The sequence below is a fragment of the Leptospira terpstrae serovar Hualin str. LT 11-33 = ATCC 700639 genome, assembly GCF_000332495.1.
Lineage (GTDB): Bacteria > Spirochaetota > Leptospiria > Leptospirales > Leptospiraceae > Leptospira_A > Leptospira_A terpstrae.
Genome location: NZ_AOGW02000010.1, coordinates 178,399 through 205,001, shown reverse-complemented (window position 1 = coordinate 205,001; position 26,603 = coordinate 178,399). Strand labels below are relative to the sequence as shown.

23 protein-coding genes are annotated in these 26,603 nt (G+C 32.9%); 2 read left to right on the top strand and 21 right to left on the bottom strand.

Going from position 1 to position 26,603, the window contains the following annotated elements; translation table 11 throughout:
* Positions 1–100: 100 nt before the first annotated feature.
* A complete protein-coding gene (locus LEP1GSC203_RS09325) occupies positions 101–1,684 on the top strand; it encodes an LA_3751/LA_3752 family putative glycosyltransferase (protein WP_002973819.1) in 1,584 nt (527 codons plus the stop codon).
* A gap of 153 nt (positions 1,685–1,837) precedes the next feature.
* Positions 1,838–3,343, top strand: a complete 1,506-nt coding sequence (locus tag LEP1GSC203_RS09320) for an LA_3751/LA_3752 family putative glycosyltransferase (protein ID WP_002974437.1) — start codon at positions 1,838–1,840, stop codon at positions 3,341–3,343.
* Positions 3,344–3,359: 16 nt separating this feature from the next.
* Here LEP1GSC203_RS09320 and LEP1GSC203_RS09315 read toward each other — a convergent pair whose 3' ends face one another.
* From LEP1GSC203_RS09315 to LEP1GSC203_RS09215, 21 genes are all read right to left on the bottom strand, one after another.
* Positions 3,360–4,352 carry a glycosyltransferase family 2 protein gene (locus tag LEP1GSC203_RS09315; RefSeq protein WP_002973773.1) on the bottom strand — a complete coding sequence of 331 codons (993 nt, stop codon included), beginning with the start codon at positions 4,350–4,352 and terminating at the stop codon, positions 3,360–3,362.
* 44 nt (positions 4,353–4,396) lie between these two features.
* A complete protein-coding gene (locus LEP1GSC203_RS09310) occupies positions 4,397–5,803 on the bottom strand; it encodes a glycosyltransferase family 39 protein (RefSeq protein WP_039937877.1) in 1,407 nt (468 codons plus the stop codon).
* Complete coding sequence (locus tag LEP1GSC203_RS09305; RefSeq protein ID WP_039937679.1) at positions 5,800–7,416, bottom strand: LA_3751/LA_3752 family putative glycosyltransferase; 1,617 nt, start codon at positions 7,414–7,416, stop codon at positions 5,800–5,802. Before LEP1GSC203_RS09305 ends, LEP1GSC203_RS09310 begins: the two co-directional genes overlap by 4 nt.
* A complete protein-coding gene (locus tag LEP1GSC203_RS09300; RefSeq protein ID WP_002974257.1) occupies positions 7,413–8,945 on the bottom strand; it encodes an LA_3751/LA_3752 family putative glycosyltransferase in 1,533 nt (510 codons plus the stop codon). Before LEP1GSC203_RS09300 ends, LEP1GSC203_RS09305 begins: the two co-directional genes overlap by 4 nt.
* 2 nt (positions 8,946–8,947) lie before the next feature.
* Positions 8,948–10,087 (bottom strand): glycosyltransferase family 2 protein, encoded by a 1,140-nt coding sequence (locus LEP1GSC203_RS09295; RefSeq protein ID WP_002973918.1) that lies wholly within the window; start codon positions 10,085–10,087, stop codon positions 8,948–8,950.
* On the bottom strand, positions 10,084–12,018 hold the full coding sequence (locus tag LEP1GSC203_RS09290) for an O-antigen ligase family protein (RefSeq protein ID WP_002974012.1): 1,935 nt from the start codon (positions 12,016–12,018) through the stop codon (positions 10,084–10,086). Before LEP1GSC203_RS09290 ends, LEP1GSC203_RS09295 begins: the two co-directional genes overlap by 4 nt.
* 4 nt (positions 12,019–12,022) lie before the next feature.
* The gene (locus tag LEP1GSC203_RS09285; RefSeq protein ID WP_002973632.1) at positions 12,023–12,817 is read right to left on the bottom strand and encodes a glycosyltransferase family 2 protein; all 795 of its coding nucleotides are present in this window, start codon (positions 12,815–12,817) and stop codon (positions 12,023–12,025) included.
* A gap of 74 nt (positions 12,818–12,891) precedes the next feature.
* Positions 12,892–13,653 (bottom strand): glycosyltransferase family 2 protein, encoded by a 762-nt coding sequence (locus LEP1GSC203_RS09280; protein ID WP_002973621.1) that lies wholly within the window; start codon positions 13,651–13,653, stop codon positions 12,892–12,894.
* Between the two features lie 54 nt (positions 13,654–13,707).
* A complete protein-coding gene (glf, locus tag LEP1GSC203_RS09275) occupies positions 13,708–14,832 on the bottom strand; it encodes a UDP-galactopyranose mutase (RefSeq protein WP_002973848.1) in 1,125 nt (374 codons plus the stop codon).
* A complete protein-coding gene (locus LEP1GSC203_RS09270; protein ID WP_002974397.1) occupies positions 14,829–15,758 on the bottom strand; it encodes a glycosyltransferase family 2 protein in 930 nt (309 codons plus the stop codon). Before LEP1GSC203_RS09270 ends, glf begins: the two co-directional genes overlap by 4 nt.
* On the bottom strand, positions 15,755–16,957 hold the full coding sequence (locus tag LEP1GSC203_RS09265) for a glycosyltransferase family 4 protein (protein ID WP_002973609.1): 1,203 nt from the start codon (positions 16,955–16,957) through the stop codon (positions 15,755–15,757). The genes LEP1GSC203_RS09270 and LEP1GSC203_RS09265 overlap by 4 nt, the downstream gene beginning before the upstream one ends.
* 3 nt (positions 16,958–16,960) lie before the next feature.
* Positions 16,961–18,247 carry a glycosyltransferase family 4 protein gene (locus tag LEP1GSC203_RS09260; protein ID WP_002974090.1) on the bottom strand — a complete coding sequence of 429 codons (1,287 nt, stop codon included), beginning with the start codon at positions 18,245–18,247 and terminating at the stop codon, positions 16,961–16,963.
* Positions 18,231–18,449 carry a hypothetical protein gene (locus LEP1GSC203_RS09255; RefSeq protein ID WP_002974463.1) on the bottom strand — a complete coding sequence of 73 codons (219 nt, stop codon included), beginning with the start codon at positions 18,447–18,449 and terminating at the stop codon, positions 18,231–18,233. The genes LEP1GSC203_RS09260 and LEP1GSC203_RS09255 overlap by 17 nt, the downstream gene beginning before the upstream one ends.
* A gap of 13 nt (positions 18,450–18,462) precedes the next feature.
* Entirely contained in the window at positions 18,463–19,380 is a 918-nt protein-coding gene (locus tag LEP1GSC203_RS09250; RefSeq protein WP_002973818.1) for a glycosyltransferase family 2 protein, read from the bottom strand.
* Positions 19,381–19,389: 9 nt separating this feature from the next.
* Positions 19,390–19,923 (bottom strand): hypothetical protein, encoded by a 534-nt coding sequence (locus LEP1GSC203_RS09245; RefSeq protein WP_232225859.1) that lies wholly within the window; start codon positions 19,921–19,923, stop codon positions 19,390–19,392.
* Between the two features lie 185 nt (positions 19,924–20,108).
* The gene (locus LEP1GSC203_RS09240) at positions 20,109–21,107 is read right to left on the bottom strand and encodes a phosphoglycerate dehydrogenase (RefSeq protein WP_002974461.1); all 999 of its coding nucleotides are present in this window, start codon (positions 21,105–21,107) and stop codon (positions 20,109–20,111) included.
* 47 nt (positions 21,108–21,154) lie between these two features.
* Complete coding sequence (locus LEP1GSC203_RS09235) at positions 21,155–22,642, bottom strand: hypothetical protein (RefSeq protein WP_002973770.1); 1,488 nt, start codon at positions 22,640–22,642, stop codon at positions 21,155–21,157.
* 27 nt (positions 22,643–22,669) lie between these two features.
* On the bottom strand, positions 22,670–23,449 hold the full coding sequence (locus LEP1GSC203_RS09230) for a class I SAM-dependent methyltransferase (protein WP_002974525.1): 780 nt from the start codon (positions 23,447–23,449) through the stop codon (positions 22,670–22,672).
* Positions 23,446–24,390, bottom strand: a complete 945-nt coding sequence (locus LEP1GSC203_RS09225; RefSeq protein ID WP_002974131.1) for a glycosyltransferase family 2 protein — start codon at positions 24,388–24,390, stop codon at positions 23,446–23,448. Before LEP1GSC203_RS09225 ends, LEP1GSC203_RS09230 begins: the two co-directional genes overlap by 4 nt.
* Positions 24,391–24,436: 46 nt before the next feature.
* Entirely contained in the window at positions 24,437–25,402 is a 966-nt protein-coding gene (locus LEP1GSC203_RS09220; protein ID WP_002973587.1) for a glycosyltransferase, read from the bottom strand.
* The gene (locus LEP1GSC203_RS09215) at positions 25,389–26,600 is read right to left on the bottom strand and encodes a glycosyltransferase family 4 protein (protein WP_002974423.1); all 1,212 of its coding nucleotides are present in this window, start codon (positions 26,598–26,600) and stop codon (positions 25,389–25,391) included. The genes LEP1GSC203_RS09220 and LEP1GSC203_RS09215 overlap by 14 nt, the downstream gene beginning before the upstream one ends.
* Between the last annotated feature and the right edge of the window lie 3 nt (positions 26,601–26,603).

Sequence of the window (26,603 nt, the reverse complement as noted above, 5' to 3'; positions counted from 1 at the left end):
ACGATATTGGCATAATGTCTTGATAAACTGCTAGAATGCAATCGATAATTCAAACGAACCGTTTTGAATTAATAATAGGCTAAAAAGGAATTTTTCATTAATGAGTAAAGGTCAAAGTAAATTTAAAAGCTGGAGCGTTTGGATAGTATTTATTTTTGCAGTTTTCTATTCGATTGAATTCACCCAACCACAATTTTCACTCTTCCAGGATAGCCACGACAAAGCAGTTCAAACATTTTCAATTTGGCAGAACCATTTTGTATCGGACAATTTGTACTATCCCGCAAAAGAATTTGATTCAAATTTAGATTACTTTCACCTAACACAAAACCTATTTTTAAAAAACCAGGAAAAATTGGTGAGTGCCTTTCCTATCCAATTTGCTTTTCTAATGGCGCCTTTTCTCTCTTTCTTACCGATTCATTTTTTACCCTATACTTCCCTTCTCTTTTTAGGTCTCGGTTTTTTAGTCTTACGAAAGATCTTTCATTTTTCGTTTTTGTTATTAGGAATAACTTTTTTTGCTACTTTCCTTTGGCCCTTGAGCTGGGAATATTCGGAGTTGCCTGCTATCTTTGTTTTTTCTATCTATGGATTACATCCATTCCTAAGAAAAAAGAGTAGCACCCTCCATTTATTTTTATCAGGAATTGCATTGGGTTGGGTGATTGTGGTGCGATTGGATACCCTACCTTTCTTTTCTATTTTTTTCCTTTCCTATTTCTTTTTATATTTAAGAAAAAGTCCAAAAGAAAGATTCCAAAAATTTATTCAATTTTACTTTGTTTTTTTTATATCTCTTCTTGCCTTTCTTTTGGTCCAACTTAGTTTAAACCATTTCTTATATGGTCATTTTTTGGGCACGCGTTACTTAGCAAATGCAAATGGATTTTCCGCTGGATTCACAGAAAGATTACAATGGTTCAAAAGTTTATTATTTTTTTCTAATTTGAAAATAGGATTTTTTGGGTATCTACCCTTTTCCCTTGTCTTATTGATAATCTATTGGTATAAATTCAAAAAGATTTCCGACTCAAAGAAAGCGCTCTTACTTGCAACTACGGGAACACTATTTATCATTCCATGGATTGCACCAAATGATGGATTTAACAATTGGGGTCCTCGGTTTTATACAATCTTGATATTCCCTTACTTATACTTTTTAAAACCTTTGGTTTCCTACTATTACCAAAAGAAAAAAATAATTTTTTACTCATTCTTATTAACTTTCGGAGTTTTTACTTTTTTCTTAGGAATTGTAGGTGCCAAAATTCAAAAGTCTAAAACTAACTTAGAGAAAAAATTTGCACCCATCTTATCTGAGTTAAATCCCGATATTCTTGTATTTCAAGACTTTCTAAACTTATATACAAGCGGTAGATATTATTTTGGTCATGTAGTGATCGTTTCTTATACATCGGAATCAAATCAAAAACTTTTGAATCGTATATCTTTCGCTTATCCGAATCGAAAAGTAATGTTTGTATCTTGGAACCCTGACTTAATTTCCAAAGAAATGAAAGAAGCGATTAATAATGACAAACGTATGTCGGGTTTTCCAATTTCCGAATGGAATACAGACCAACTCGAAAAACAAATGCAACTATTAACTAATGATTTCCAAATTATAGATCGAAATAATTACCGATTTTGGATTGGCACTTTAAAATCTGACGCAAAGTAAAAAAAAAATTGGGAATGATTTAAGAGTAAAGTTAATGTTTATCCATAACCTTAATTAGTTAAAAAACTTGACTAAACAACATTGCACTTATAAATTTAATTTGCAAAAAATATTGGATTAAAATAAAATCCGATAGGGTAAAAGGAAAATCAATTGAAGAAATCCGCTATTTACCTTTTGATTTTTGGTTTCCTATTTCTAAGCATTCAGCTATTAGTTTCAGCAAATACCAGTTTTATCTCAGATTCCTTAGCAAAGGCTTCTCAGATAGAGTCATCTAAACAAAGAAAGGATTCTATCCTTTATCCCGCAGAAAAAATAGATCCCGAAAAAAAATTACATCCAGTTCTCTTTGTCATCCAAAATCAAGGAAAATTGAAATCAGTATTCTCTGAAGTATTTGCTAAAATCTATGCCATTCTTTTTTACTTTTTACCAATCCAATGGCTTATGTTTGGCAATGGTATGATTCTCATTCTATCATCCTACTTACTTTACCGAATTGGAAACATTCCTGTCGAAATTTCACTATTGACTTTTATCTCTTCCGTAGTTTTTTCACAAGTCCTCGACTTATCCGAAGTACCTTTAGCAATTTCTTGGATTTCACTTTCGTATTCTCTGTGGGCACGTGGCCTAGAAGAAAAAAACTCTAACATTTTAATCTTTTCTATTTTCCTTATGGTTTGGGGAAGTTTCTTAAGATTGGAAATTTTTATTCTTTCCATGGTAATTTATTTTGTTTCGTTACCTTTTCTTTACCGTCAGAAAAAATTTTTAGGAGTATTCTATCTTACGATAACGATTGTAATTCCTGTGTTTGTTTTTTTAACATGGAATTATTTTGAATATGGTCATTCCTTAGGAATCAGATACCTATTCAATTACACAATAACACAAAGTACTTCGATTGGAAATCGTCTCTTTCAATTACAAAAAATTCTATTTACTTCCTTTTCTGTTCCAGGAATGAAACTTGGTTTTTTTCTGTATTCACCTTACTTTTTATACATTCTTTATTTAAATCGAAACCAGTTGAAAAGTTTCAACTGCTCAAATCCCATTTTTTTACATCTCACGGTGTTTTTAGTTTATCCAATTCTTGTAGGACTCAGTGCTCCCAATGACGGAATTACTATCACAAGTAGATATGCACTGTTTACAATATTTCCTGGTATTTATTTAATCGCAAATCAGTGGCAAAAATTAAAATCAAATAGAATCTTTTTTTCCTTAGTGATTTTTTCCGTAATAGTCAATCTTTTCATTTTAAAGATTTCTAAAGAAAGTTACAAAATGATTCGCAAAACAAATCAAATTTATGTATCTCTAAAATCAGATTTATGGATCTTTTATGATTCCAATTTGAGTGGAACTGCAGGGTTATCCCTTTTAACGCAACCAAGTGTTTCCTTTCATGAGTTTGAAAATGAAACAGAAAGAAAATCTCTTTTTTCAAAAATTAGAAAAGAGAATTTAAAAACAATTTATATATTCGATTTTTCAAAAACTACGACAAATAGTTTTATGAACAGCAAACGAGGAGTAGAACTGACTTCCGAAAATTTTATAAAGTTATTACGAGAAGAAGGGTACCAATGCAATGGCTATCAGGAAAAAAGTTGGATCGGATACCGACTTTGTCATTCTATACTTTAGTAAAATAGAAATCTGATTATTTCTTCTTACTGACAGAGCCACCTTTCACAAACTCAACGACATACAATGGTCTACCCTTTGATTCCTCAAAAATTCTGGCTATGTATTCTCCCAAAATACCTATCGAAATCAAAATCGATCCACCAATCAAACATATCAATGTAACAATTGTGGCCCAACCTGGGTTGTAAACAATCGGCATTTCTAATACAAAATGTTGGAAGGCACGGAACAAAGCATACACACCTACAGCAAATCCGATTATTGCGACAACAATCCCAAGTAACAAACTAAACCGTAAAGGTAATGGAGAAAATGATACGGCAGCATTCATTGCGAGTTTTAACATTTTTCTCAAAGGATATTTAGTTTCTCCGGCAATACGCGGATCCCGATTGTAATAAACAGGTGTTTGGGGAAAACCAATCCAAGCATTCATTCCTCGAAGGAATCTATGATTTTCTCGTAAACCATTCAATGCATCCAAACATCTTCTCGATATGAGACGGAAATCGCCAGAATCCAATGGAAGGTCCTTATGAACTAATATTTTCATAATACGATAGAAAGCCCAAGCAGTAGTGCGTTTAAAAAAGGATTCTCCAGAACGGGCTAACCTTTGTCCATAAACTACATCATACCCTTCTCTATATTTTTCGAGCATTTCCAAAATGACCTCAGGAGGATCCTGTAAATCTGCATCCATGATTACCACTGCGTCCCCTTTGGCATAATCCATACCAGCGGTCACGGCAATTTGGTGACCAAAGTTCCGAGACAAACATACAACCTGAATTCGTGAATCTTCTTTAGACCAATTCACCAATTGAAAGATAGTTTCGTCAGTACTTCCATCATTCACAAAAACTATCTCAGTTTTCATGGGCAAAATTTTTAACAGCTGGATTATCCTTTCTTTTAGAAAAGGAAGTGCAGATTCTTCATTATAACAGGGAATAATGATAGACAATAGATTTGGATTTTTTCTTTTTTCTAAATAATATTTCATAAAACTTCCAATTAAACTAATTCACAAAAAGGACGGAACAAAAATCATTTCGCTCTTTTATATTCCTCAACAGTAAATCCATAAAAAATGGTCTGGCCAATTTTTTCCATAGACATGGATTTAGGAAGTTCCTGGCCATTCCCACCTAAAAACCTTTTCAACACACAAAGTTTGGATTGCGAAATTTCAAACACAGGACCAGAAAGAATGGGCGAAAATTCTTTATGACCAGCCCAGTCCAAATACAAACTTAAAAATTCAGGATATGAATCAGAAACTACCAACGGTGGTTCACAATTTCTTAAAATGTACTGAGCACTACCACGCCAGTCTTCTTTGAATGCTAAATAAAAATTTTTTTTAAAATCTATTAATGAAAAAAGAGTCAGTAGAATTAAGCCTACTATCGAATACCAACGGTTTAAAGAAAACTTCAAATGCTCTGCAACGAAATAATAAACCAACGGAAGAGTCACAATCCAATTCCGATTCGTGACAATTGGTTTGTATAAGGAAAATAAACTTGTGGATAGAACAATAAAAAAAGCTACAAGTATGACAGTTCCTGACGATGAATAGGTTACTTCCATTCTATCTCTCTTCCAATTACGGAGATCTTTTACAACCCAGGTCATAAAAAGAATGACCGGAATGATCACAGTCAGAAAGAAAAACTTTTTCGAAGTATAAAAAAAGAGAGAATAATAGGCAAGGTACAAAACAATACCGGGAGGATCAATCCAACTGGCAGTTGCGATTTTTGTCCCCTTTGACAATTGGTATACAAAAGGAAGAAAAGCTAAAAAAGTAATCAATCCAAGATAAAAAACAGATTTAACTTCCTTATTCTTTTTTAAAAGGAAACGTACCCAAAATAGAAAATACAAACTTCCTACAAAAATAAATCCAAATAGATGAACATATGAAATTAAAATTGATGCGATCAGTAAACCAATCCATCCAAACCTCCGATTACCTTCCTTTTCTAAATTAACGAACAAAACAAGAATGATGGAAGATAAACACAACAGAAGGGAATAAGATCTGACTTCTTGTGCATAATAAATGGCACCTGGAGAAAGCGAAATTAAAAAGAGAAAAATAAAACGTTTAGGATTCTCCCAAGTTTTAGTTAAAAACCAAAGTATACATAAGTTCAAAACTGAAATAATGACAGGAAATAATCTTACTGAAAATTCAGAAAATTTAGGTAGAATCCGAATCCAAAAAGAAAGTAAAATTTGGAATAGAGGAGGATGCGGATCTTCTTCTAAGTAAGTCCAAAAATCTGACCAATTAGAAAGAGAAGAAGCATATACAGAATATAATTCGTCACTCCAAAGACTTTGTCGATCCAACTGATAAAATCGAAGGAAAAAACCTATACAAAATGAAACTATAATTCCTATTTCATATCGAAATTCACGTAACTTAAAAATTCGCTCTTTCACTTTTTCTCCCAAACCATAAACCGAAATCCAGCTATTTCTTCATCCGATTTCTTTTTGTAAAATTTTGAGTCAATTTCGAATTTCGTATCAATCCATTCTTTATAAAATTCATCCGTTACATTTTCATCTTTAGGTGGTTTATGGTCATATACAAATACTTGGAATACATTCACCCCGGAATTTAGAAATTTAGATTCTAATAAATTGAATTCTGATTGTTTATTAACGATCCAATGTGGTTTTTTTAAAAAAGAATCTGAAATTAATAACAAATCAAAAGTACTTAAATGAACCACTGGCGCATTTGGTTCCTTTTCTAATTTCACCTGAAAAATATCGTGATATTTTTTTACGAAGTCCAAAGTTTTAAAATTTTTTCTAACGTGATAGAACCCGAATCCTATTTGCAAAAATATTAAAATGAGGACCACTTGAAGTTGTTTTTTGTTCGTTGCTGTTTTAAGTAAGGAAATCGCAAAAATACAAAATAATAGGTAGGAAAACTCTGTAAAACGTAACCCCAAATACAATCCGCCCGAAGAGTACGGACTCAGTAATACAACTCCAAAAAAAGTAGGGATAGAAACGCTGACCAACAACTTTTGTAGTTGGCTAAGTTTGATTTTAAATATTCCGTAAATAAGCAAAATAATTATGGGAGTGCAGTAAAACAAAAACCCAACTCGGTTGGTGTCTCCAAGAAAAAATTTAGAAATTAAATGAATTCGATCTTCTATTTGTAATCTAGAAAAATCAGTATAACTAACCTTACTCCTTACTCCCAAAACTTCTTGAAATTCATGGAAATTATAGTATCCGAACAATACCAATGCTAGTGCAAACCCACTTACAAAGGTTAGGTATTTTTCTACAAACTTTACCAGTTGTTTTCGATTAAAATATAGAACAGTCAAACCGAGAACGCCTATATAAATAACGGATTCTGAACGTAAAAAAATAGAAACTCCACCGAAGAAACCAAATGAAAAAATAATCAAATTCGGTAGTGGGCGTTTAGCACTCTCCAAATGGAAAACAGCATAAAAAAATGAAAGTAGCAAAATTTGGGAAGGAATACTTTCGGAAAACTCAATAGCACTGGAAATTTCGTATCCAACTAAATACAAAAAACCAGCCAGAGCGAGATATTCGAATTTCGCTATTTCAAAAATGGAACGTATCGTTAATACAACAACAAAACTTAAAAGTAAATACAGGATAAGAATGATTCCATTATAGAACCTATAAGGAATTGGAAGTAATGAAAAACTTTGTGCAAAGAAACTAGGATATTGAAATACGCAAGTTTTTTGTCCACTTTGGCTCGTCGTAAAATAGGTCCAGGGGTAACGAAATGGATAGAACTTAAAATCTTCGTCAAAATCTTTAAACTTAGAATAACATTGGTGAGAATTGATTCCCCTTTTTTTGTATTCAATTGTTTGGTAAAGTTTAATTTGAGAATCCGACTGAATGAGTGGACTCGGCCCACTATCCCAACCTACTCTTTTGTAAAAAAGATAACCTACGACCAACAAAAAAGCAAGAATGATGAGCTTTCGATTTACCATCGGTGAACGTAATTTATGTATCCAATTATAGCTAATCTTCATCTCTTTTGTTCCAAAAGAAAACCTTTGAAATGTGCCAATGAATGTTCAGATAGAATTTTAAAATTTCTAGGTTCAAGAGTAAAGTTGATATCGAATTTCTGTTTCCAAATAGATTCGGGGAATTCTTCGTTTACTAATTTATTCCCTTCCCATTGTAGAAATAAAACTCTCTTTTTTTGGTCACCTAAAACCTTTTCTACATTCATCCAGTCTTCGTTTGAATAGACAGCTACTTGCGGATATTGAATATAACTATAACCAACTAAATAAGATAAAGATAGACCTCTGTGAACAATTAAGTCTGGTTGTAAGTTATCAATTTCTTTCATTACTTGATGGTATAATTTGGCTGAAGAGGTCCATTGTTTAATGGCTCTTGAATCAGATTTATAAGAAAAATAAATAAAAGGAAGTAAAATGAGTAAAAATGTAGGTAAAGATGTTTTTCGTCCCAGAGAAAGAAAAGCACCAGCCATTAATAAGTATACTCCACTCTCATAATATCGCATTCCAAAAATATCGACACCGGCTCTGTATGGTGAAAGAATTGGTAAAATTAGAACAAAGAGGATACCAGAAATTAAAAGCGGAAATAACTCAGATCTTCTTTCCCACCAAACAACAATAAGTCCTAAGATTAGAATTGGGTAACCTTTAAAAATTCCTATTTTAAAATCATTTCCCCATAAATCAGCAACCCACTCTTGAATCAGATGCCTTTGAATACCACCAGATTCCATGTCGGTAACAGTATTCAATCCTCTCATCCCAAGAAAATGTCCATAGACATTGTGGTTCCAAATGAAAAAAGCAAATTGTAAAGCTAAACAAAGGATGATATATGGAGTAAGATTTTTTATTTGTTTCCAATGCTCTTTACCGAAGGTAAACGTTAGGACTAAGAAAAAAATTAACGCAATTGTAGACTCCGGCCTCAATTGAAAATTAAACACAATAGAGACTGCGAGAAGAATTCCATATCGAAATTGTTTTTCTCTTTGAAATTCTAAAAATGAAAGAATTGCCGATAGAAAAAAGAAATTGGTTAAAGTTAGTTCAGAATAATCTAAAGAGGAAAGAAATATAGGAGTCAAACACTGGATAAAAATAACTGAAAAAAGTAGAACAAATCCCCTCTTTTCAAATCTACTCAATATACGGTCTAAAAGACAAAAATTAAAAAAGAAAAATAAAATCGGTATGTATGTTATCCATTTCTTAGATGATATGCTGATAAAGATTTTTTGAATCCAGGTAAATATTACTGGGTATTGAAATACACAATTTCCATTTTTTAAAAAAAATGCCCATGGGTATCCAAAGGGAACCATTGAAATATCAAAGCCCATTTCTTTTGCAGGGAAATAACATTCCTCAGCTTTGCTACCATCTACATTTTGGATTACTTGGTAGTATTTGATTTCCGGATCGCTAGAGACAAATACGGTATGTTCATTCCATTTCCATCGGTAAAAAATAGGAATGAAAAGAATGAGAATGTAGATACCAAGTCGTTTGGGAAATCCCATGTTTAATCCCGTTTAATAATATGCGCAGTGACTGCTTGCAAACCAAAAATAAGTAAGGTCAAACTTAAGTTAGTTGCAACAATAAACTCACGTTCAAAATTGATAAATACAAAACCAGATTTCTGCCATTGAATGAAAATCCAAACAATTGCCATACCAATGATGCCGAAGCCACTTAACAAAACAAAGAATAGACGGTCTTCTTCCATTGCTAAAATGAACTGATAAATTCGACTAATTCGTGGCTGTTTAGTTGCAATAAGTAGGCCTGTCCCCCAAAGACTTAGGCCCAAAATCGATAAAAAGGAAAAAAATACCATGGAGTGGATTCCATAAAGATTTATACCTCCAATAGAGACTACTTTCCCTGCAAAAAAACCAATTAACGATTGTAACCAAAAGAATAAAAATAAACTAAGCCCCACTCTTTCAAATAAATGAGGACCATAAAATAAAATGCGGAGTAAATGACGCATTCCATCTCGCCATGTTTTTAAATGCGGAATCCGACCTTCTTTGTCTGGATATAAAGAAACGGGAACATGTTCCATTTTCGAATCGTGGATCAAGGCCTTTATCAACAATTCAGAAGCAAATTCCATTCCCTTACTTTTGATATCCCAAGATAAATACTTGTCCTTACGAAAACATCGAAATCCAGAGTTGCTATCTCGAATTTTAAATTTTTTCGAATACAACAAATTAATAATCCAATTGATTACCGGTGTTCCCAAATATCGATGCAAAAAAGGCATAGCACCTTTATGTATTTCACCATCCAAACGAGAACCAATGACCATGTCATAATTTCCTTGAACCAATTTACGAATCAAAGCTGGTGATTCCAAAAAATCGTATGTGTCATCGGCATCCGCAAAAACGATTATATCACCTTTGGCATTTCTAATGCCTGAATCAAGAGCTGCTCCATAACCACGTTCCTTAGCAGGTGCCACTCTAACTCCAAATTTCTTTGCAATAACAATGGAACGATCGGTACTTCCATTGTCAGAAACTAAGATCTCAATTTCCATTTCTTTAGAATGATCTTTTTTGACCTTCACTAACTTTTCTAAAACATAAGGGAGAGTTTTTTCTTCATTCAAACATGGGATAACAAAACTAACAGAAGGTTTCTTCATAAAGAATCTCGCTTATAAATTTCAAATGGATCATATAATGACAAAAAATAGACAAAAAGGCTTTTGTGTTCTGGAAATAAATTTTGAGAACTTTGATACTGAATTAATTTTGAATAACAAATAGCTGGCAATACTTCTTCACTAAAACAATTAGCAATAAGTTTTGATTGAGTATCAATTGTCCGATCAACGGCTAAGTTCAAAAAGAAATATTTACTTCCCAGAAAACGATATTCTAAAGAGGAACGACTTTGAATAGGCTCTTCAGGATTTTTAATTTGAGAATCTTTTGGTAGATAAAATTCAAAACTGTGTGGAGTTACATATTTATTATATTTCAATGTATAATGATCTACCAATGAAAACCTGAAACAAACTATGGATAAAAATCCTATCAAAACAATAAATAAAGTATGTTTCCGCACCATAGTGAATTCTTCGATTCCCTTTTCACTAGGCCACTTAAAAAGTCCCAAAATTCCAACCAGCAAAAATAGATTGGAGATTTCCAAACTATTAAAATCATAAAGTTCGTGAATACCCCACACAAACAATAAACAACTCAAGGCCAAATTTGACTTTAAAACAGGAAGGAATGAGTTTCGGTTTTTAAAAAATAAGTTTCCAATCCATAATACAATGAAGAGAGAACCTAAAATCCCAAAGGAACCGAATGCCTGTACGTATAGGTTATGAGCCAATGGAAAACTTTCAAAATTGTTAATATAGTCCCGAATATAAAAAGCACTGGTTGAATCGGGAATTTCAGAAAAACTAAATGGAATTTTATTTTCTGGAAACATACCAAACCCAAAAAATGGATGCGTTTGGATCGTTGAAAGAATATAAAAACTCCAGATTGAAATCCTTACAGCACTAGATCCCAAACTAAATATTGATTTTTCAGATTTAATTAAGAAATAAACGCCAATTAAAAGTAATACAACCAATATAGAAGTTGCGTAATATTTATTTTTGGGTGATTGAATGAAAAGAAAAAGTAAAACAGCAAAAACCAAAAATGACAAAATGGAATTTCTAGATATCGTGATTCCAAGAAACATTAAAGTAGAAATAATAGCAACAACGATAAGTAACTTCTGCCATTGTGATTGTTTGGGTTCGAACCAAAATACAACAGCCAATCCAGCTACCAATAAAGCATTTGATGCTAATAGACTCACAGGGATTAAATATACATCTTCATGGTATGAAGTAATATGAAAGTTGGGGTCATCAGCAATTTTCCAGAGGATAAAAATGGAATTAAGGATGAAAAATAAAATGCAAGACTTTAGAAAGAATAATAATTTTTGCCTGTCCCAAATACTTATCAAATGATAAAACAAAAAAGCTTCTAAAACAAGAACTCCTCTTTGTAACGCGAAATCATCCCACCAGTCGCGACCAATTAAAAACAGAATCGCAATTAAAGGAATGTAGAAAGTGGAGATTTTTGGTTTGGAGGAAAACTGTAGGTTACGAGCTCCCATCGCAAGTGCAATCGCAATTGGGACAGATGGGTATGCCATAAAATTGATAAAAGAAACTGCAGGGACGATCGCAAGAAACGGACCGATGATGGAAAAATTATTTTCTGAAAGTTTGCGGAAGGTTAAAACAATGAATAAAAGCCAAACTATGGATACAAGTTTGATTCCTAATTTTTGCGGTAAGACTTGGATAGGATCATATTCTGCAATTTTTATAAATACAAAACATGTCAAAAGAGTGGTAAGAAATAAGGACCAATACTGGCGTTTTTCTTTTAAAAAGGAACGCCAGTGATAGGCTGAATAAACAATAAAAACAAATAAACCTAAACCAATTAAATCGATGCGAAAGTTCTTTTGGTTTGTATGGGATTGGAGTAAAAATCCCAATCCCAGTACAAGACACAAATCCAATAAAATTGGTAAAAACCTGAACATAGGTTTATAGCCAGTTAGCAGTTTTCGGAATGTACTTTTCCGGGAGAGATTTTGTAAAAAATTCCCGTTTGTTTGCGATTAAATTGAAGTAAATGATGTGTCGAAGAGCAGCCACTCCATCTTTCCATGTAATCTTTTTCCCTTCTAAATAATTTCGAGGATAATAGGATATAGGAAATTCTTGTACGCGTACTTTAAGACGAGCTACCTTTGCTGTAATCTCAGGTTCAAATCCAAAACGCTTCGATTCTAAAGAAATATTTTTAACAATTTCGGAACGAAAAACTTTGTAACAAGTTTCCATATCGGTCAAATACAACCCGCTCAAAAAATTGGAAAGAATCGTAAGAATTCTGTTGATGAGATAATGGAAAGTTCGGTGCACTTGCCTTCCATCTTTTTTAAACCTTGAGCCAAAAACTACATCGGCTTTTCCGTTAGCGATTGGCTCAATGAGCATAAATATCTCATCCATGTCATATTCGAAATCAGCATCCTGAACGATGATGATGTCCCCTGTGGCTTCCGCGATGCCACGGTGTAAAGCAGCACCTTTGCCCTGGTTTTTTTCCTGAGCAAGGATTTTATGTTCCGATCGAAAACGGTAGTTTTGAAGAATTTCGAGTGATTTGTCCCGAGAGGCATCGTCGATGAAAACGAGCTCTTTTCGAGTGGGCAATTGGAGGGCATCGACCTTCTCTAAAAATTCTCCCAAATGGGCAGATTCATTATAGATGGGGATGATAAGGGAGGTTTTGTTTGCCTTCCCGGAACTTCCGAGGTTACGTCTAGCGACCATAGTTTATATCTAGGAATACTAGGAGTAAAGGGAAGTCAAGCGGCAAAAAAAGAGAGATGTGTGCGGTTCTTGAATTATTTATTTCTGTACTTTCGTAGCCCCATAATTCCATGAATCAAAGTAAGGGCAAAAGCATAAAGAAAGGATAGTTTTTCGCGGTTTTTTAGCATACGAAAATGAGCTAACATCACTTTTTTCTTGTTAGATGTTGCCGCACCTCGCCTTACTCGGTAACGAGCTAAAATTTCTGAATTTGCAAAAGCTATCTTCCCATCCCTAAGTATATCAAGCCACAAAGCATAATCATCCCGCAGACTTTTTAAGGAAGGGTCAAAGTATTTTTTCCCTACACTAGGGACATGGTAAATTGCAGTTAATAAACCGACTCGATTGTAATGTAACAAATTTCTGTATGAGTACTCTTTCGGTTTAACAAGAAAGGGAGCACAAAATTCGAAACCATTTTCATCAATAATACGGTAAGAAGCAAAAGAAAATGGAGATTTATTTTTTTCCATAAAGGGAATCATCTTTTCTAAAAAATCCAATTCCCAAAGGTCATCTGCATCTAAAAAGGCAATGTATTCCCCCTTAGCTAACTGAATTCCCGTATTACGAGTATCAGCTGATCCTGAGTTTTTTTCTTTTTGAACAAACTGGATTCTCGAATCTGCAGAGGCAAGTTTTTTAGCAAGTTTGGCTGTATCATCCTTGGAACAATCATCTACAAGCAATAACTCCCAATCGTTGAAACTTTGGTTTAGTAAAGATTGTACAGATTCCTCCAAATAGGAATCTGCATTATAAGCAGGCATGATGACAGAAACTTTCGGCATAAAGATTACTTTAAAATCCAGACTTCTAAAACTCGGGAAAAAGAAAAGCCGGAATTACTTACCTATATGTTCGCTAATAAATTTTTCTGCGCAGTCCAAAGCTTCCTCAATGATATGGTGCATGTCCAAATATCGATATGTTGCCAATCGCCCAAGAAATGTAACATTTGATAAGCGAGAGACTTCAGCCTCATAAGCCTGTAACATCTTCATATCTCCATCCAATCGTTTTGGATAGTAAGGAATGTCTTCCGCTTCGGTTTCTTTGCTATATTCTTCGAAATAAATTGTTTTGGCGTGAGATTCCCAAGGAGTAAAGTGTTTGTGTTCATGAACTCTAGTATAAGGCGTCGATTCATCTGCATAATTGATCACCGGGTTCCCTTGGAAATCGCCCTCTGTTCTATGTTCTTTAAAAAATACAGTTCGATAACCGAGCCTGCCGTGACGAAAAGAAAAATAAGCATCGATAGGTCCTGTATAAAAAATATGATCAAATCCGGAAACTGAATCGGCCTCACCAAAAAAACGTTTTCCTAAATGGATTTTAATATTAGGATGATCGAACAATTTTTCTATTACAGAAGAGTAACCTGCTTCAGGAATTCCTTGGTAGATGTCATTATAATAATTATCATCGTAACTGAAACGAACAGGCAGACGTTTCAAAATGGATGCGGGTAAATTTTTAGGTTCTGTTCCCCATTGTTTCTTTGTGTATCCGTAAAAAAATGCTTTATACAATTCTTCTCCAACAAATTTTTTCGCCTGGTCTTCAAAAGTTTTTGGATCTTCAATAGAGGAATCACCTTTAGACTCAATCCATTCCCTTGCTTCTTTAGGTGACAAAGCCTTACCAAAAAATTGGTTGATCGTATGCAAATTGATCGGCATGGAATATACTTTTCCCATATAAACTGATTTTACTCGGTTCACAAACGGACGAAATGTCCCGAATGAATTTATATAATCCCAGACCTTTTGATTGCTTGTATGAAAAATATGGGGACCATATTTATGAACCATTACATTGGTTTCAGGGTCGCGTTCTGTATGACAATTTCCACCGATATGATTTCTCTCATCCATTACTTCGATGAAATAATTTCCAGTTTTCGCAAGAGTATTGGCAACAACGGCACCAGAAAATCCTGCACCTACAATTAGTATTTTTTTCATAAAACTCGATTTGGTAATATTTTTAAAATTTGAAAAACTAAGTTTTTAAGGATAGTGCGAACTATCTTATTTATAAAATTCTTTATCTTAACAAAAAAAGGAGTTTCTTCTAAGCAGTATTTTGTTCCAAAAAACAAAACTAGTTGCGATAACTGAGATAATGACCATTTTGCAGAAATTAAACTTTCGATAAAAACCTTTGAAGGAATTTTACCTTCATGAAAAACAAAGCGGCATTCTCTTGCAAATTGAATATCCGAATGAAGAAACTTAGCCATAATCTCTTCCAATTCATTTACACCACGACTTACATTCTTAGTCGAAAGGCCACCCAATGAATAATGCACAATAGCTTCGGAAACGACTCCTCCCCTATACCCAGCTTTAATCACACGAAACATAAAATCAACATCTGCCGCATATTTATATCTAAGGTCAAATCCACCCAGCTCCAAATATGCTGATTTTTTACAGAGATAAGCCTGGTGGTTTGATGGATTTCCAACAAAAAAATCGAAATCAGTTAGAGTTTTTGGTCTCCAAACTTTTAAACCAAAAAACATACTTGCAAAACCACAAACATAATCGTGTTTTCCTTGAATGGCGAGAGTAACTAATTTTTCTAGCGAATCATCATTTAAAAAATAATCATCTGCATTAAGGAATAAAATCCATTTTCCTTTTGCCAATTTCAGACTTCGGTTCATCGCATCATAAACACCTGAATCTTTACCCGAATGAAACTGAATTTGGCTCTTTAGAGTTTCTAGTTTTTCTACTGTTCCATCCGTACTTAATCCATCCCAAACCAGAACTTCGAAATCTACATTCTTTTGAATTAAGGCAGAGTTTATTGTCCGAAGAATCGTTTCTTCTGCGTTCCGAACCACAGTGATAATTGATACTAACGGTTGTTTTTGTTTCATTTATGATTACTTAGTGACTGGTAAATTTGTATGTGTTCATCAGCACACTGGTTCCATGAAAATTTTTTTTCGCGGATGTATCCATGTTGAACTAGCTCATTTCTCATTTTTTCTGAACCAAGTAATTCTAAAATTTTTGTTCGCAGATCTAAATGATCTTTCGGATTAAAAAACATGGCAGCATCACCGGCAACTTCATGAAATACTTCAATCGAACTACAAAGAACAGGACAGCCGACGGACATTGCTTCGAGAAGGGGAATACCAAATCCTTCATACAAAGAAGGATAAACAAAGGCTTTTGCTTTCCGATATAAGTTTGCTAAAAACTGTTCCGAATCAATATTTACTTGATGGACGTAGGACTCTAACCCAAAACTTGTAATCCATTGTTTTTCTTGTCTTCGAAACTTACCACCACCGGCACAAACCAAATGTATCTCATTTTCCTTCGCAATAGAAACAAAAGCATCCAAAAGAATGTTAAAGTTTTTATAATCCGACCGGTTTCCAACAAATAAAATATAATTGGTAAAGGGTATAGAACTCTCCACATGATGACTCAAATTCCCAGCTAAATAAATTACTGAAATATTTTTCGAATGTATATTTGGATACCACTTGATTAAATCTTTTTTTGTCGTTTCCGAAATACAAATGATATGATCAGAAGCCTCACATAAACTTTTCCGATTCCTTAAAATAAAGTTATTGGAACCATAAAATTGGGGGAAAAGTTCATGCACACAATCATATACAGTCAGGACCATCTTGGTATTACTTTCTTTCAAGTTGGATAGATAATAATCTTGAAAGTAAGTAGGATGAAATACAGTATATTCGTGATTGGTTAATGCTCTATTGACACTTCCATTGAGAATAGAAATATTTTTACTTAAACTTTTCCTTAAGATTCCACTTTCTCGTTTGGTTAAGAATTCCGGATAAGGCAGTCTTAAAATTTTAAAAAATGTTAGTATCCCAAAATAGACAGTTGCCAATGAAAAAAATGGAATTTGGTTTACCTGTAACTTTGTTTTAGGATCACGTAGGATTCCTTGGTTGTAATCTCCGATTGAGACTGAAGTATCAAATGGAATTTTTCTTTCATTGAGTCTTCGGATGATTTCAGAAAATATTTTAGAAATTCCACCATATCGATTTTGAAAAAAAATCTGATGATCTATTAAAACTTTCATATATTAGTTTAAATATGCTTCTTTGGTTAACTTAGCCGTAGTTTCCCAAGTAAATGATTTTGCCCTTTTTTCAGCAGCCACTGACAATGATTTCCTAAGCTCTGCATCATTCAGTAGCCTTTTCATCCCGGACTTAATAGAATTTAAATCATAAGGATCAGCATACAAACCCGCATCACCTACTACCTCAGGCAATGAAGAGGTGTTAGAAACTAAAACAGGAATCCCGCATTGCATAGCTTCTAAGGGTGGTAATCCAAAGCCCTCATAAAAAGACAAATAAACAAAGAATTTTGCCCCCGAGTAGATTGAGGCTAAACTTTCGTCGGGAACAAAACCTAGAAATACAACTCGCTCTTTCATAGATTCCGAATATGGAGAAAAAATATCATCGAAATTTTCTCCCCAGCCCTTTCCACCTAACAAAACCAATTTTAAATTCGGATTTGAATCTAGATCAATTAACTGAAGAAAGGAATGGATCGTAGACTTTAGATTTTTTCTTGGTTCGAGTGTGGAAACACTGAGAATGTAATCTCCAGGTATTAAGTGAAACATTCGCAAATCAGAGGCCAACTTTTCATTAGAACTAACACGGTAAAAATGTTTTGCCGAAGCAAGTGGGGTTACAAAAACCTGGTCGTCACTTAATCCAATATTTGCTTTCAACAGATCATTTTTACTATGTTCCGATATAGTAATAACCTTTGTGTCCTTTGCAATATCTCGAATTAATTTCCAAACCACATGGTCCTGGTTACCAAAAAAAAACTCAGGATGAAGGATGGAGATTAAGTCATAAATGGTTATTACTTTGTGAATTTTTGAATTTTGTATGTATTTAGGAATTGGTAAAAAAGTGCTATGGAAAGTAAAAGTTTTAGATAAATATTTTTCTGGAATAGGATAAAAATAATTTCTTAATCCAATGAAAGATAGAGGAAACTTAACAAAAAGATTGTGAAAAATTATTAAAAACTTGGAGAGTCGAGGATACCCTTTTTTATCAATAATTCCATAGGTCCAAAGATAAATCTGAAATACTTTATCTTTTAATTTTGTAGGCTTTTTGGGAATTAATAGATGATCGTTTGAAATTTGGATATTTTCTTTTTTAAGATAAACTTTTAAATCTTCAATATTTCCATGAATGGATGTTAGATATAAATTAATTTCTGGATCTTTTAGAAACTGAAAAAACAAATTCTCAATGACTCGAAAGATTCCCGTTTTGGCTTTATTACTTCGAATAGACCAAGCAAGAACTGAAATATCAAAGATAAGATTCAAAATCTAAATACTCTTTTTTACTGGATGGAATATCAAACTCGCTTACAAAATATCTAATTCCAAAAAGTTCAGTAACTAAAAAACTCTTTTGCACATGTTCATTAAAACAAATAGCACTTTTGACAATTCCATTCTCTAAAGAAAAAATCTGCGTCATTTTTTTACCATAAGGCAACCAAACAAACTTTTTAATATATTCCATGTTTTCCATATTTCTAGCGGTAAGTGAATCCCAAAATAAAAGAATGAATCCGAATCAATACCTTTAAAAAAACACTACCCTTCCAACCCGGGAACAATTCAGATAACTTATAATTCGAATAATGATAGAGCCAATGTTTGGAAGTTTTTCCAACGACTTTTTTCTGCATTTGAATGATCTCACTATGAACTTTTAAATTTTGACTAGTTTTTGTGTTTTCGTGAATTCGCGTGCACGCCAGAGTTTCTTTTAAAAAAGAGAAAGGATACTTAAGTGCTATTCTAAGCCAATATTCATAGTCCATACAATAACCTAGACTTTCATTTAGATAACCTATCGAAGTCAAAACCTCTCTCTTTAAAAATACCGTGGGTTGGCAAATAATGCAATAATCGAGTAAACGCAGAAAGGAATAAGGCTCAATTGGATACAACTCAAGCAATCGATCTTCTTTATCTATATGTAATCCAATTCCATAAATACAAGTGGAATCAGACTCTGACAAAGTAGTATAAGCCTTTTCTAAAGCTTTTGGCAAATAAACGTCATCGGAATTAAGCCAAGCTATCACGGAACCTACAGCTAATTTCCAACCTTTATTGATCGCATGTGTTTGTCCATTGTCCTTTTCCGAAACCCAGCGATAGCTAATTCCAAGACAATTGGTAGATTCGTTAGTCCCTGATGGGACCTTTCTAAACACAAGGCCAGCATGAGTCAAAACTTCCGCCCCTTCTAAAATCAAACGGTCATACTTTTTTATAATCTCAACACTATTATCTTTTGAGCCCCCATCTGTGATAATATAATCAAGATAGAAGTTACCTTCTTGCGTTATTACTGAATTGATCGTTCTCTCAAGAAACTCTCCTTGTTGAAAGGAAGGTGTTACAATAGAAATAATATTTTGATCGTTAATTTGATTCACCATAAAAATAAATTATTCAAAAGGATAAAACTGAGGTTGATTCCAATCCCATACGCGCTCTGGTTTTTCATTTATATCGGAACCCCTAATATTCCAAAGTTGCGTATTTTTTGAGATCACTGCAGAAAACTGAATTGCAAAGGACAAAACAAGCAACAAAAACAAAGAAATCGAAAGTAATAAAACACTGCGAGAGTGTTGCCACAATGCTCGACTTCCTGAGGTAAACAAAGGAGTACATAGGCCCATTACAACAACTAAGAATCCAGACTTCCTTTTCGATATATAAAATGAAAATACATTGTATAGAAAAAAGAATGAACTAAGGATTAACAATGAAGCGCGAAATTTTTCAATCTGACCATGATATTGAAAGAAAAATGATTCAGGAATAAAAATATTCAACACTGCTACTATGGGAATTATAAGGAAACTAATTCCATAGGGAAAATAATTATAGAAATGATTATCTATTTGAATTGCAGCATATGAAATCCTGACTCCATATGCTGAAAATTCATCTAGATTGATATTTCCTTCATTCAATAAACTTAAACTCGTAGGAATTACCCAGTAGGAATCTAAAGTCACTAAAGGTCGGGTTATCATGTATAGGATAAATACAAAAGCAACAGAGGTAAGAAAAACCGAATGTCTGGATATTTTAATTAACATGTTAATAGAATTAGTAAAATTAATAATAATGTGACGTGCGAATGTACCTTAACTTATTAAGTAGGAGAATTTTCAAACTCGAAATCGGGTACTTCACTCATTAATTTTTCTCCCTTAAAAAAACGTATCAACTCCTCAGTGGCTTGCGATTCCATTGCCAATCGACAATCAAAGGAACAAGAACCCATGTGTTGAGTTAATACTACATTATCTAACTCAATTAAATTACCAGAATAAGGTTCTTTCTCATAAACATCAAGTGCAAGGCCAGCAATCTCATTTTTCTTCAAACTTTCATAAGCAGAACTCTCATTAACAACCCCACCCCGAGAAAAATTAATTAAAAAAGAGGATTTCTTCATCTGCTTTAACTCATGTGTTGCAATTAAATTTTGAGTCAAAGGTGTTAAGGGAACGTGAACGCTAACTATATCTGAAAAACTTAAGAGTGAATTTAATGTGACTTGCTCAATATCTAAACCAAATGCACGTAAACGCTTAATATCTTCTGATTTATCTAAGATGTCGCAAACAAGAATTTTTTTCGGCTTAAGGGAAGTCAACATTTGAGAAATCTTATACCCTACTCTACCCAATCCCACAATACCTATTACTGATGATTGGATACTAATACCAACAGGACGAGTCCAACCTCCGTTTCTAATTTGGCGATCTGCAAAAACTACATGTCGTGGTAATGTAATCATCATTCCAAGAACAATCTCTGCAACCGCCAAAGTCACCGCATCCGGAGTATAAGAAACTAGAATCCCTTTGTGCCTACATAATTTTAAAGGAACAGAATCTAAGCCAATGCCAACTCTAGAAATAAATTTTAGATTCTTAGATTCAGAAACAAGACGTTCTAAATTTTCCGTTCCGGCAATAATACCTGTACAATCCTTTGCAAAATCTAAAACTTCTGCAGAAGTGAGCTTTCTATTTAAAGGATTTATCGAAAAATTAATCCCCGTCTGCTCTAGTAATTCAACAGGAGACTTATCATATTTTCCAAAAGGGTAAGTGGATATAAATAATTTGTGATTAAAAAACATATAAATGGATAGTTACTTGATTATTTAAAAACCGAATACGTAAAGATTTACCAAGGTACAATTCGATCTTCTTGACTTTTACAAAAACTCCTACTCTTGAGATCTGCAAATGAAAAAACCAAACAATTATTTTTTGGTCGGACATTCAAATTTTCCAATTTAGACAAAACATCCAAAAGCTGAGACTCAAATACTGTTTTATTTGGAATTGAATCTATACGTAAAAAAATTCGATTCTTTAGATCGTAATACTTAAAAAAAACCATAAGAGAAAAATATGGTTCATAATCCCAAGCAGACGCAATTCTAATTACAATGTCCTTATCAGGATTTTCCTTAAAACTCGTAACCGCTCCATTTAAAAAAGTGGAAAAAGCAACAGTTCGTCTTCGATTTTCAAATGAAGATTTTAAATTTATTTTGAGACCTGATAAATCTAGCCAATACAAACTAACAAATAACAATACCAAAATTTGTTTCTTATGCGGAAAATGGTAGTGGTTTAAAATAACATTTAAGAATAGCACTACCATAATTGGCACAAGAAATACAGCCGGAAAGTCATAGCGCATTCCCGTCGGCCACTTAGCGTGATAAAATACAAAATTAAACAGATAATGCGCAGAACAAAAGGATATAAAAATAATTATCTTTCGGCAACTCCTTAGAAAACCTTTAGTTGTAACAACAAAAGTTGACAAAACAATTAATATAAACGAAAGAACAAAAAAATTCTGTTCACGAAACAAACCAGAATATAAATTTAAACGATCATGAATACTTGTACTATTTCCATAAATATCTTCCGAATTAGTAGAATAAAATCCGTATAAGGATAAAACTATATAGAAAGTATATAATATAGGTAGAACTTCAAAAAAATATAAATATACTTTCCGTTCTCGATAATAAAACAACTTCGTAAGTTCATAAAAGGAAACTAAGACAAAAATAATGAAATTTTCCTTCGCACCCACTAACACCAATAAACCAACAACTCGAAGAAAAGAAGAAATTTCGATTTTTAAACGAGGAACAGAATAGCTAAATAGCAAAAATGCCAATCCAAGACTTCCATAAATTTCCGCAGGCCCCATCCGTGAAAAAACATCACCCCAGAATGGGTAAGACCAAACGACTAATACCAAAGCTAAAGATACAAAAACGGATAAGAACCGATATAGAAACTGGTATAATGCAACTGAAAAAAGAATCGAAACAAGCAATCTTGCAACATAAAAAACTGTTGGATTTAGACCATATAAATACAACTCTACTAGCCGCAAAATAAAGTAACTTGGTCTAAAACGGGACGTTTCCGCAAAGCGTCCAACTTCTGTTTTCTCCAACAAAATCGAAATGAAATCTGCAAAACTATAATGGTTTTTTATCGTACCTAAAAAACTAAAAAGTTCATGGTCATCTATTAACCACCATTCCGCAAAGATATTATTAATAAATAAAAGTATAGGAATACAAACAGATGCGACTACACCTGAAATGTAAAAAATTTTACTTTTATTTATTGAATTCATTTTGAGAAAACAGCGACTATATAAAACTTACTTTTTGTAAGCAATACTCCAAGTAGCAAAAGAAAATTTCCTACCGATAATTGTTTTTCCTAAAAACCAATCAAATTTAGAAAATATTTTCGCAATTAAACTTGTACCAATATTCAAAAACGGAAATGCATCAGGATTATAGTATAAAATATATCCAATCAAACCTGGAAAAAATTGTTTTTTCAGTCTAAACCCTGCATTCACTAATTTTTCATTGTATTCAGACAAAGTGAAACCCCTTTCTGTATTTTCCTCAAAAAGAGAATTTTTTTTATATACTGATTCACGGATATACTTGAATAGAAAATTATTATGTGTTGGTTCTAAATTAATAAAAATCCCATCCTTTCTTAAGGATTGATAGATATTTGTGAGAACTTTATCCACAAAATTTGGAACGTGGTGCAAACCACCAAGTATAATTACAATGTCATATTTATTCTTTTCAGAAAAATTAATTACATCTGCTTGGAATATTTTCTCAAACCCAACGTTTTCTTGCTGTGCGGCCAAAACCATCTCATCAGAATAATCAAATGCAAAAAGTTTCAATTTGGGATATGCCTTACGCAATAAATTACTTCCTTCTGCTAATCCGCACATCGCTTCCAATGAATTATTTTTTTCATCAAACGAATAGTTTGCTAACAAAAAATCCAAAATATTATTCCACCAAATCTCTTTATAGGCTAGATGGTTTTTATTCTTTCTCGAATTTAAATACTTTGAAGAAATTAAATTAAAATGTTCACGCTGAACTTCTGAATCTGTTTTCATAAATTTTTATCCTTAATTATATATTGCGGCCTTCTTTTTGATTCTATCATTATTTTTCCGATATATTCACCAAGAACACCCAACATTAATAAATTCAAACTTCCCAAAAATAATACGCTAATCAACATAGACGTCCAACCTGGAATTGATTTGTTTTGTACAAAATAAACAAATAACGCGTAAAAAATATAGATAGAACTTAATAAGAAAATAAACCCACCTAGATACGTTGTTAAGTGTAATGGTTTTACGCTGAATGAAGTTATCCCTTGCATAGCAAACAGAAACATCTTTTTAAATGTATATTTCGAAGTTCCCCACACGCGCTCTTCTGGTTCATATTCAAGTCCAACTTTATTGAAACCTAACCAAGGAATCATTCCTCGGATAAAAAGATTGTCTTCTTGCATATCACGAATAACATTAACTACTTTTCGATCGAGAAGTCTAAAATCAGCTGCCCCTTGCGAAATATTCAAACCAGACAATTTATTTAAGATTTTATAAAACAACTGAGCTGTAAATTTTTTAAAAAAGGATGTTTTTTCTGTATTTCTTCGAATTGTATATACAATTTCATTTCCGCTTTCCCATTCTTTGATCAAAGCAGGAATTAATTCCGGTGGGTGTTGTAAGTCAGCATCTAGAGAAATTACTGCATCACCATTAGAAAAATCTAATCCTGCTTTTAATGCCTTTTGGTGACCGAAATTCTTAGAAAAGGCAAGATACTTAACAATTTTTGATTCTTTTGCTAAGGATCTGATTTGGTTTAAAGTTTCATCCGTACTGCCATCATCCACGAATATTATTTCAATTGAATATTTATTTTTATCCAAATTCAACATAAGACGATTAAATAATTTTCGAATGTTTCCTTCTTCATTAAATGAAGGAATTACAACTGAAATCTGCTTTCGTGTATTTTTTTGATTTTTCATTAAGTAATCCTTACTTTGAATCAAGGTAATTGATTCGAATAGAAAATTATGGGTTCCAATTTGATTTTGGGTTTGAAAGTAAAAAACTTAAATTAAATCTAAATCGATTGAAGGAAACTTCTAAAAACCTAACAAACAAAGCATTCAGAAAACGATTATTAAAAAAACGGAAAAAAATACCCAACTTACCCACTCCACCCATTATACACTCATGGAACATGGACCTGACTAGTCTTCGAGATATTTGATTTTCGTTCAATAGCATCAAGGATAGAATCTCTTTATATGTGCGCATTCGCCAAGAAGCTGTTTTACTATTCGTATGAATTCTATAATCAGATATCACAACGGAATCGATATACAAAAAACGGTATCCAGACTGAAACAACTTCACCCATAAAAAGAGATCCATTATAGAAGAAAACTTCAAATTCATAAAAAGATCTTCTTTAGAAGTAAAACAAATTAAAGCCGATGGTTGTGCAATACCGAAGTTTTCAAAAATATTCACTTTGTCTACCTGCACTGTTGGATATTCCTTTAAGTCATTTCCAAACTCATCAATGTAAATTGATTTTCCATAAACTACAGATTTTGCTTCTGCATACAGCAACAAGGAAGCTATCGCATTTTGTGTCCGATACCTATCATCACTGCAAATCCAATTAAAATAATGACTTTCATCTAAAATCAAACTGATAGCCTTATTTAAAGCATCCGTTTGACCTTTGTCTTTTTCTGATTTCCATGAAAAGGAAACTCCTTTATTGGCACCTAGAAGGTGAAATTTTTTTCCAGATATTTGATGAATTACAGGAAATGAACTAACCTTAGCTTCAAATTCAGATAAAATACCCGCTGTATTATCGCTGGAAAAACCATCCATAACGATAAAATCAATATAGAAGGCACCTTCCTGCTCAACCACGGAGTTCAATGTTTCAAGAATAAAATTTCCTTGGTTATAGGATGGTGTTACGATGGTGATAATAGGAAATTCAATATGATTCAAGAGAAGATTCCAACAGTTGCTTATAAACTTTCAAATGTTTTTCACCAGTTTTTTCCCAAGTAAACTGCTTTGATCTTTCTAGACCCTTAGATATCAATTTTTTTCTAGCGGAATTGGAATTTATTAGTTTCTCAACTGCCTCTCTAATCGATTCGGAATACCATGGATCAAATGTTATAGCAGCATCTCCAATCACTTCAGGAAAAGAACTTGTATTGCTACAAATCACAGGGCAACCTACCGACATAGATTCCAATAGCGGAATACCAAAACCTTCATATAACGATGGGAATACAAATGCTAATGCATTTTGGTAAATGCTTTTTATTTCTGCATCTGATTTAAAAGGAATTTGGATGGATTTTCCAAGAATGTTATATTTTTTAAGGATTTCCCTTTCCTCAAATGAAAATTTTCCACCCCCAGCAAAAACCAAATTTAATTTATACTTTTTGATGATTTCTGAAATTCCGATCACAAAGTTATTAAAGTTTTTATATCCACCTCTTTCCCCAACAAACAATATGTAATCTTTCCAAACCAATTTTGATTCAATATTTGGTGCTAAATGAAGATTAGATGCCAAATGAATCACTTCAATTTTATTATCAGGAATTCCATAAAATTCAATCAGGTCTATCTTTGTTGATTCAGAAATAGCAATGATAGTATCTGCAGCTGCACAAAGTGATCTTCGATTTCGAAGGGCAATATCATCCAACTTGTAATAACCAGGAAAACGTTCATGAATCAGATCAAAAACAGTAAGAACTAATTTATTTGATCCTAATGACATATCTTTTAAATAATAATCATCAAAATACGTCGGATGAAAAATCTTTGTCTTCTGATCTTTCAATCTTGTTGAGATAATTTTCTCATTTTTTCTATATAAATAACGGAATATAAATTTACTTTGAATCGTTTTTATTGATTTATATATTAAATATAATGCATTTTTTCCAGAAAAACTACGACCGGACAACCAATTTTCCACTTCAGGAATTTCGCGAGAATACTTCAGACCGGAACTTGGTTTAAAAAAACTTTTCCCAATTAGATTAACATTTTCTGAAGCTACCACTGGAATCTCAAACTGGCACTGCTTATCTTCAAGATAAGACATTACTTCGACAAAAAGTCGGGAAATCCCACCATACTTCTGGTTCAAAAATGTTTGGAAATCAAATAAAATCATATC

What these genes read in the sequence shown, in the direction of transcription:
- LEP1GSC203_RS09315 (WP_002973773.1), bottom strand. Translation starts at nt 4,352, where the DNA reads ATGAAATATTATTTAGAAAAAAGAAAAAATCCAAATCTATTGTCTATC.
- LEP1GSC203_RS09250 (WP_002973818.1), bottom strand. Translation starts at nt 19,380, where the DNA reads ATGGTGAATCAAATTAACGATCAAAATATTATTTCTATTGTAACACCT.
- LEP1GSC203_RS09265 (WP_002973609.1), bottom strand. Translation starts at nt 16,957, where the DNA reads ATGAAAGTTTTAATAGATCATCAGATTTTTTTTCAAAATCGATATGGT.
- LEP1GSC203_RS09280 (WP_002973621.1), bottom strand. Translation starts at nt 13,653, where the DNA reads ATGCCGAAAGTTTCTGTCATCATGCCTGCTTATAATGCAGATTCCTAT.
- glf (WP_002973848.1), bottom strand. Translation starts at nt 14,832, where the DNA reads ATGAAAAAAATACTAATTGTAGGTGCAGGATTTTCTGGTGCCGTTGTT.
- LEP1GSC203_RS09290 (WP_002974012.1), bottom strand. Translation starts at nt 12,018, where the DNA reads ATGTTCAGGTTTTTACCAATTTTATTGGATTTGTGTCTTGTACTGGGA.
- LEP1GSC203_RS09235 (WP_002973770.1), bottom strand. Translation starts at nt 22,642, where the DNA reads ATGAATTCAATAAATAAAAGTAAAATTTTTTACATTTCAGGTGTAGTC.
- LEP1GSC203_RS09270 (WP_002974397.1), bottom strand. Translation starts at nt 15,758, where the DNA reads ATGAAACAAAAACAACCGTTAGTATCAATTATCACTGTGGTTCGGAAC.
- LEP1GSC203_RS09225 (WP_002974131.1), bottom strand. Translation starts at nt 24,390, where the DNA reads ATGAAAAATCAAAAAAATACACGAAAGCAGATTTCAGTTGTAATTCCT.
- LEP1GSC203_RS09230 (WP_002974525.1), bottom strand. Translation starts at nt 23,449, where the DNA reads ATGAAAACAGATTCAGAAGTTCAGCGTGAACATTTTAATTTAATTTCT.
- LEP1GSC203_RS09305 (WP_039937679.1), bottom strand. Translation starts at nt 7,416, where the DNA reads ATGAAGATTAGCTATAATTGGATACATAAATTACGTTCACCGATGGTA.
- LEP1GSC203_RS09325 (WP_002973819.1), top strand. Translation starts at nt 101, where the DNA reads ATGAGTAAAGGTCAAAGTAAATTTAAAAGCTGGAGCGTTTGGATAGTA.
- LEP1GSC203_RS09285 (WP_002973632.1), bottom strand. Translation starts at nt 12,817, where the DNA reads ATGGTCGCTAGACGTAACCTCGGAAGTTCCGGGAAGGCAAACAAAACC.
- LEP1GSC203_RS09240 (WP_002974461.1), bottom strand. Translation starts at nt 21,107, where the DNA reads ATGTTTTTTAATCACAAATTATTTATATCCACTTACCCTTTTGGAAAA.
- LEP1GSC203_RS09215 (WP_002974423.1), bottom strand. Translation starts at nt 26,600, where the DNA reads ATGATTTTATTTGATTTCCAAACATTTTTGAACCAGAAGTATGGTGGG.
- LEP1GSC203_RS09255 (WP_002974463.1), bottom strand. Translation starts at nt 18,449, where the DNA reads ATGGAATATATTAAAAAGTTTGTTTGGTTGCCTTATGGTAAAAAAATG.
- LEP1GSC203_RS09300 (WP_002974257.1), bottom strand. Translation starts at nt 8,945, where the DNA reads ATGGGATTTCCCAAACGACTTGGTATCTACATTCTCATTCTTTTCATT.
- LEP1GSC203_RS09295 (WP_002973918.1), bottom strand. Translation starts at nt 10,087, where the DNA reads ATGAAGAAACCTTCTGTTAGTTTTGTTATCCCATGTTTGAATGAAGAA.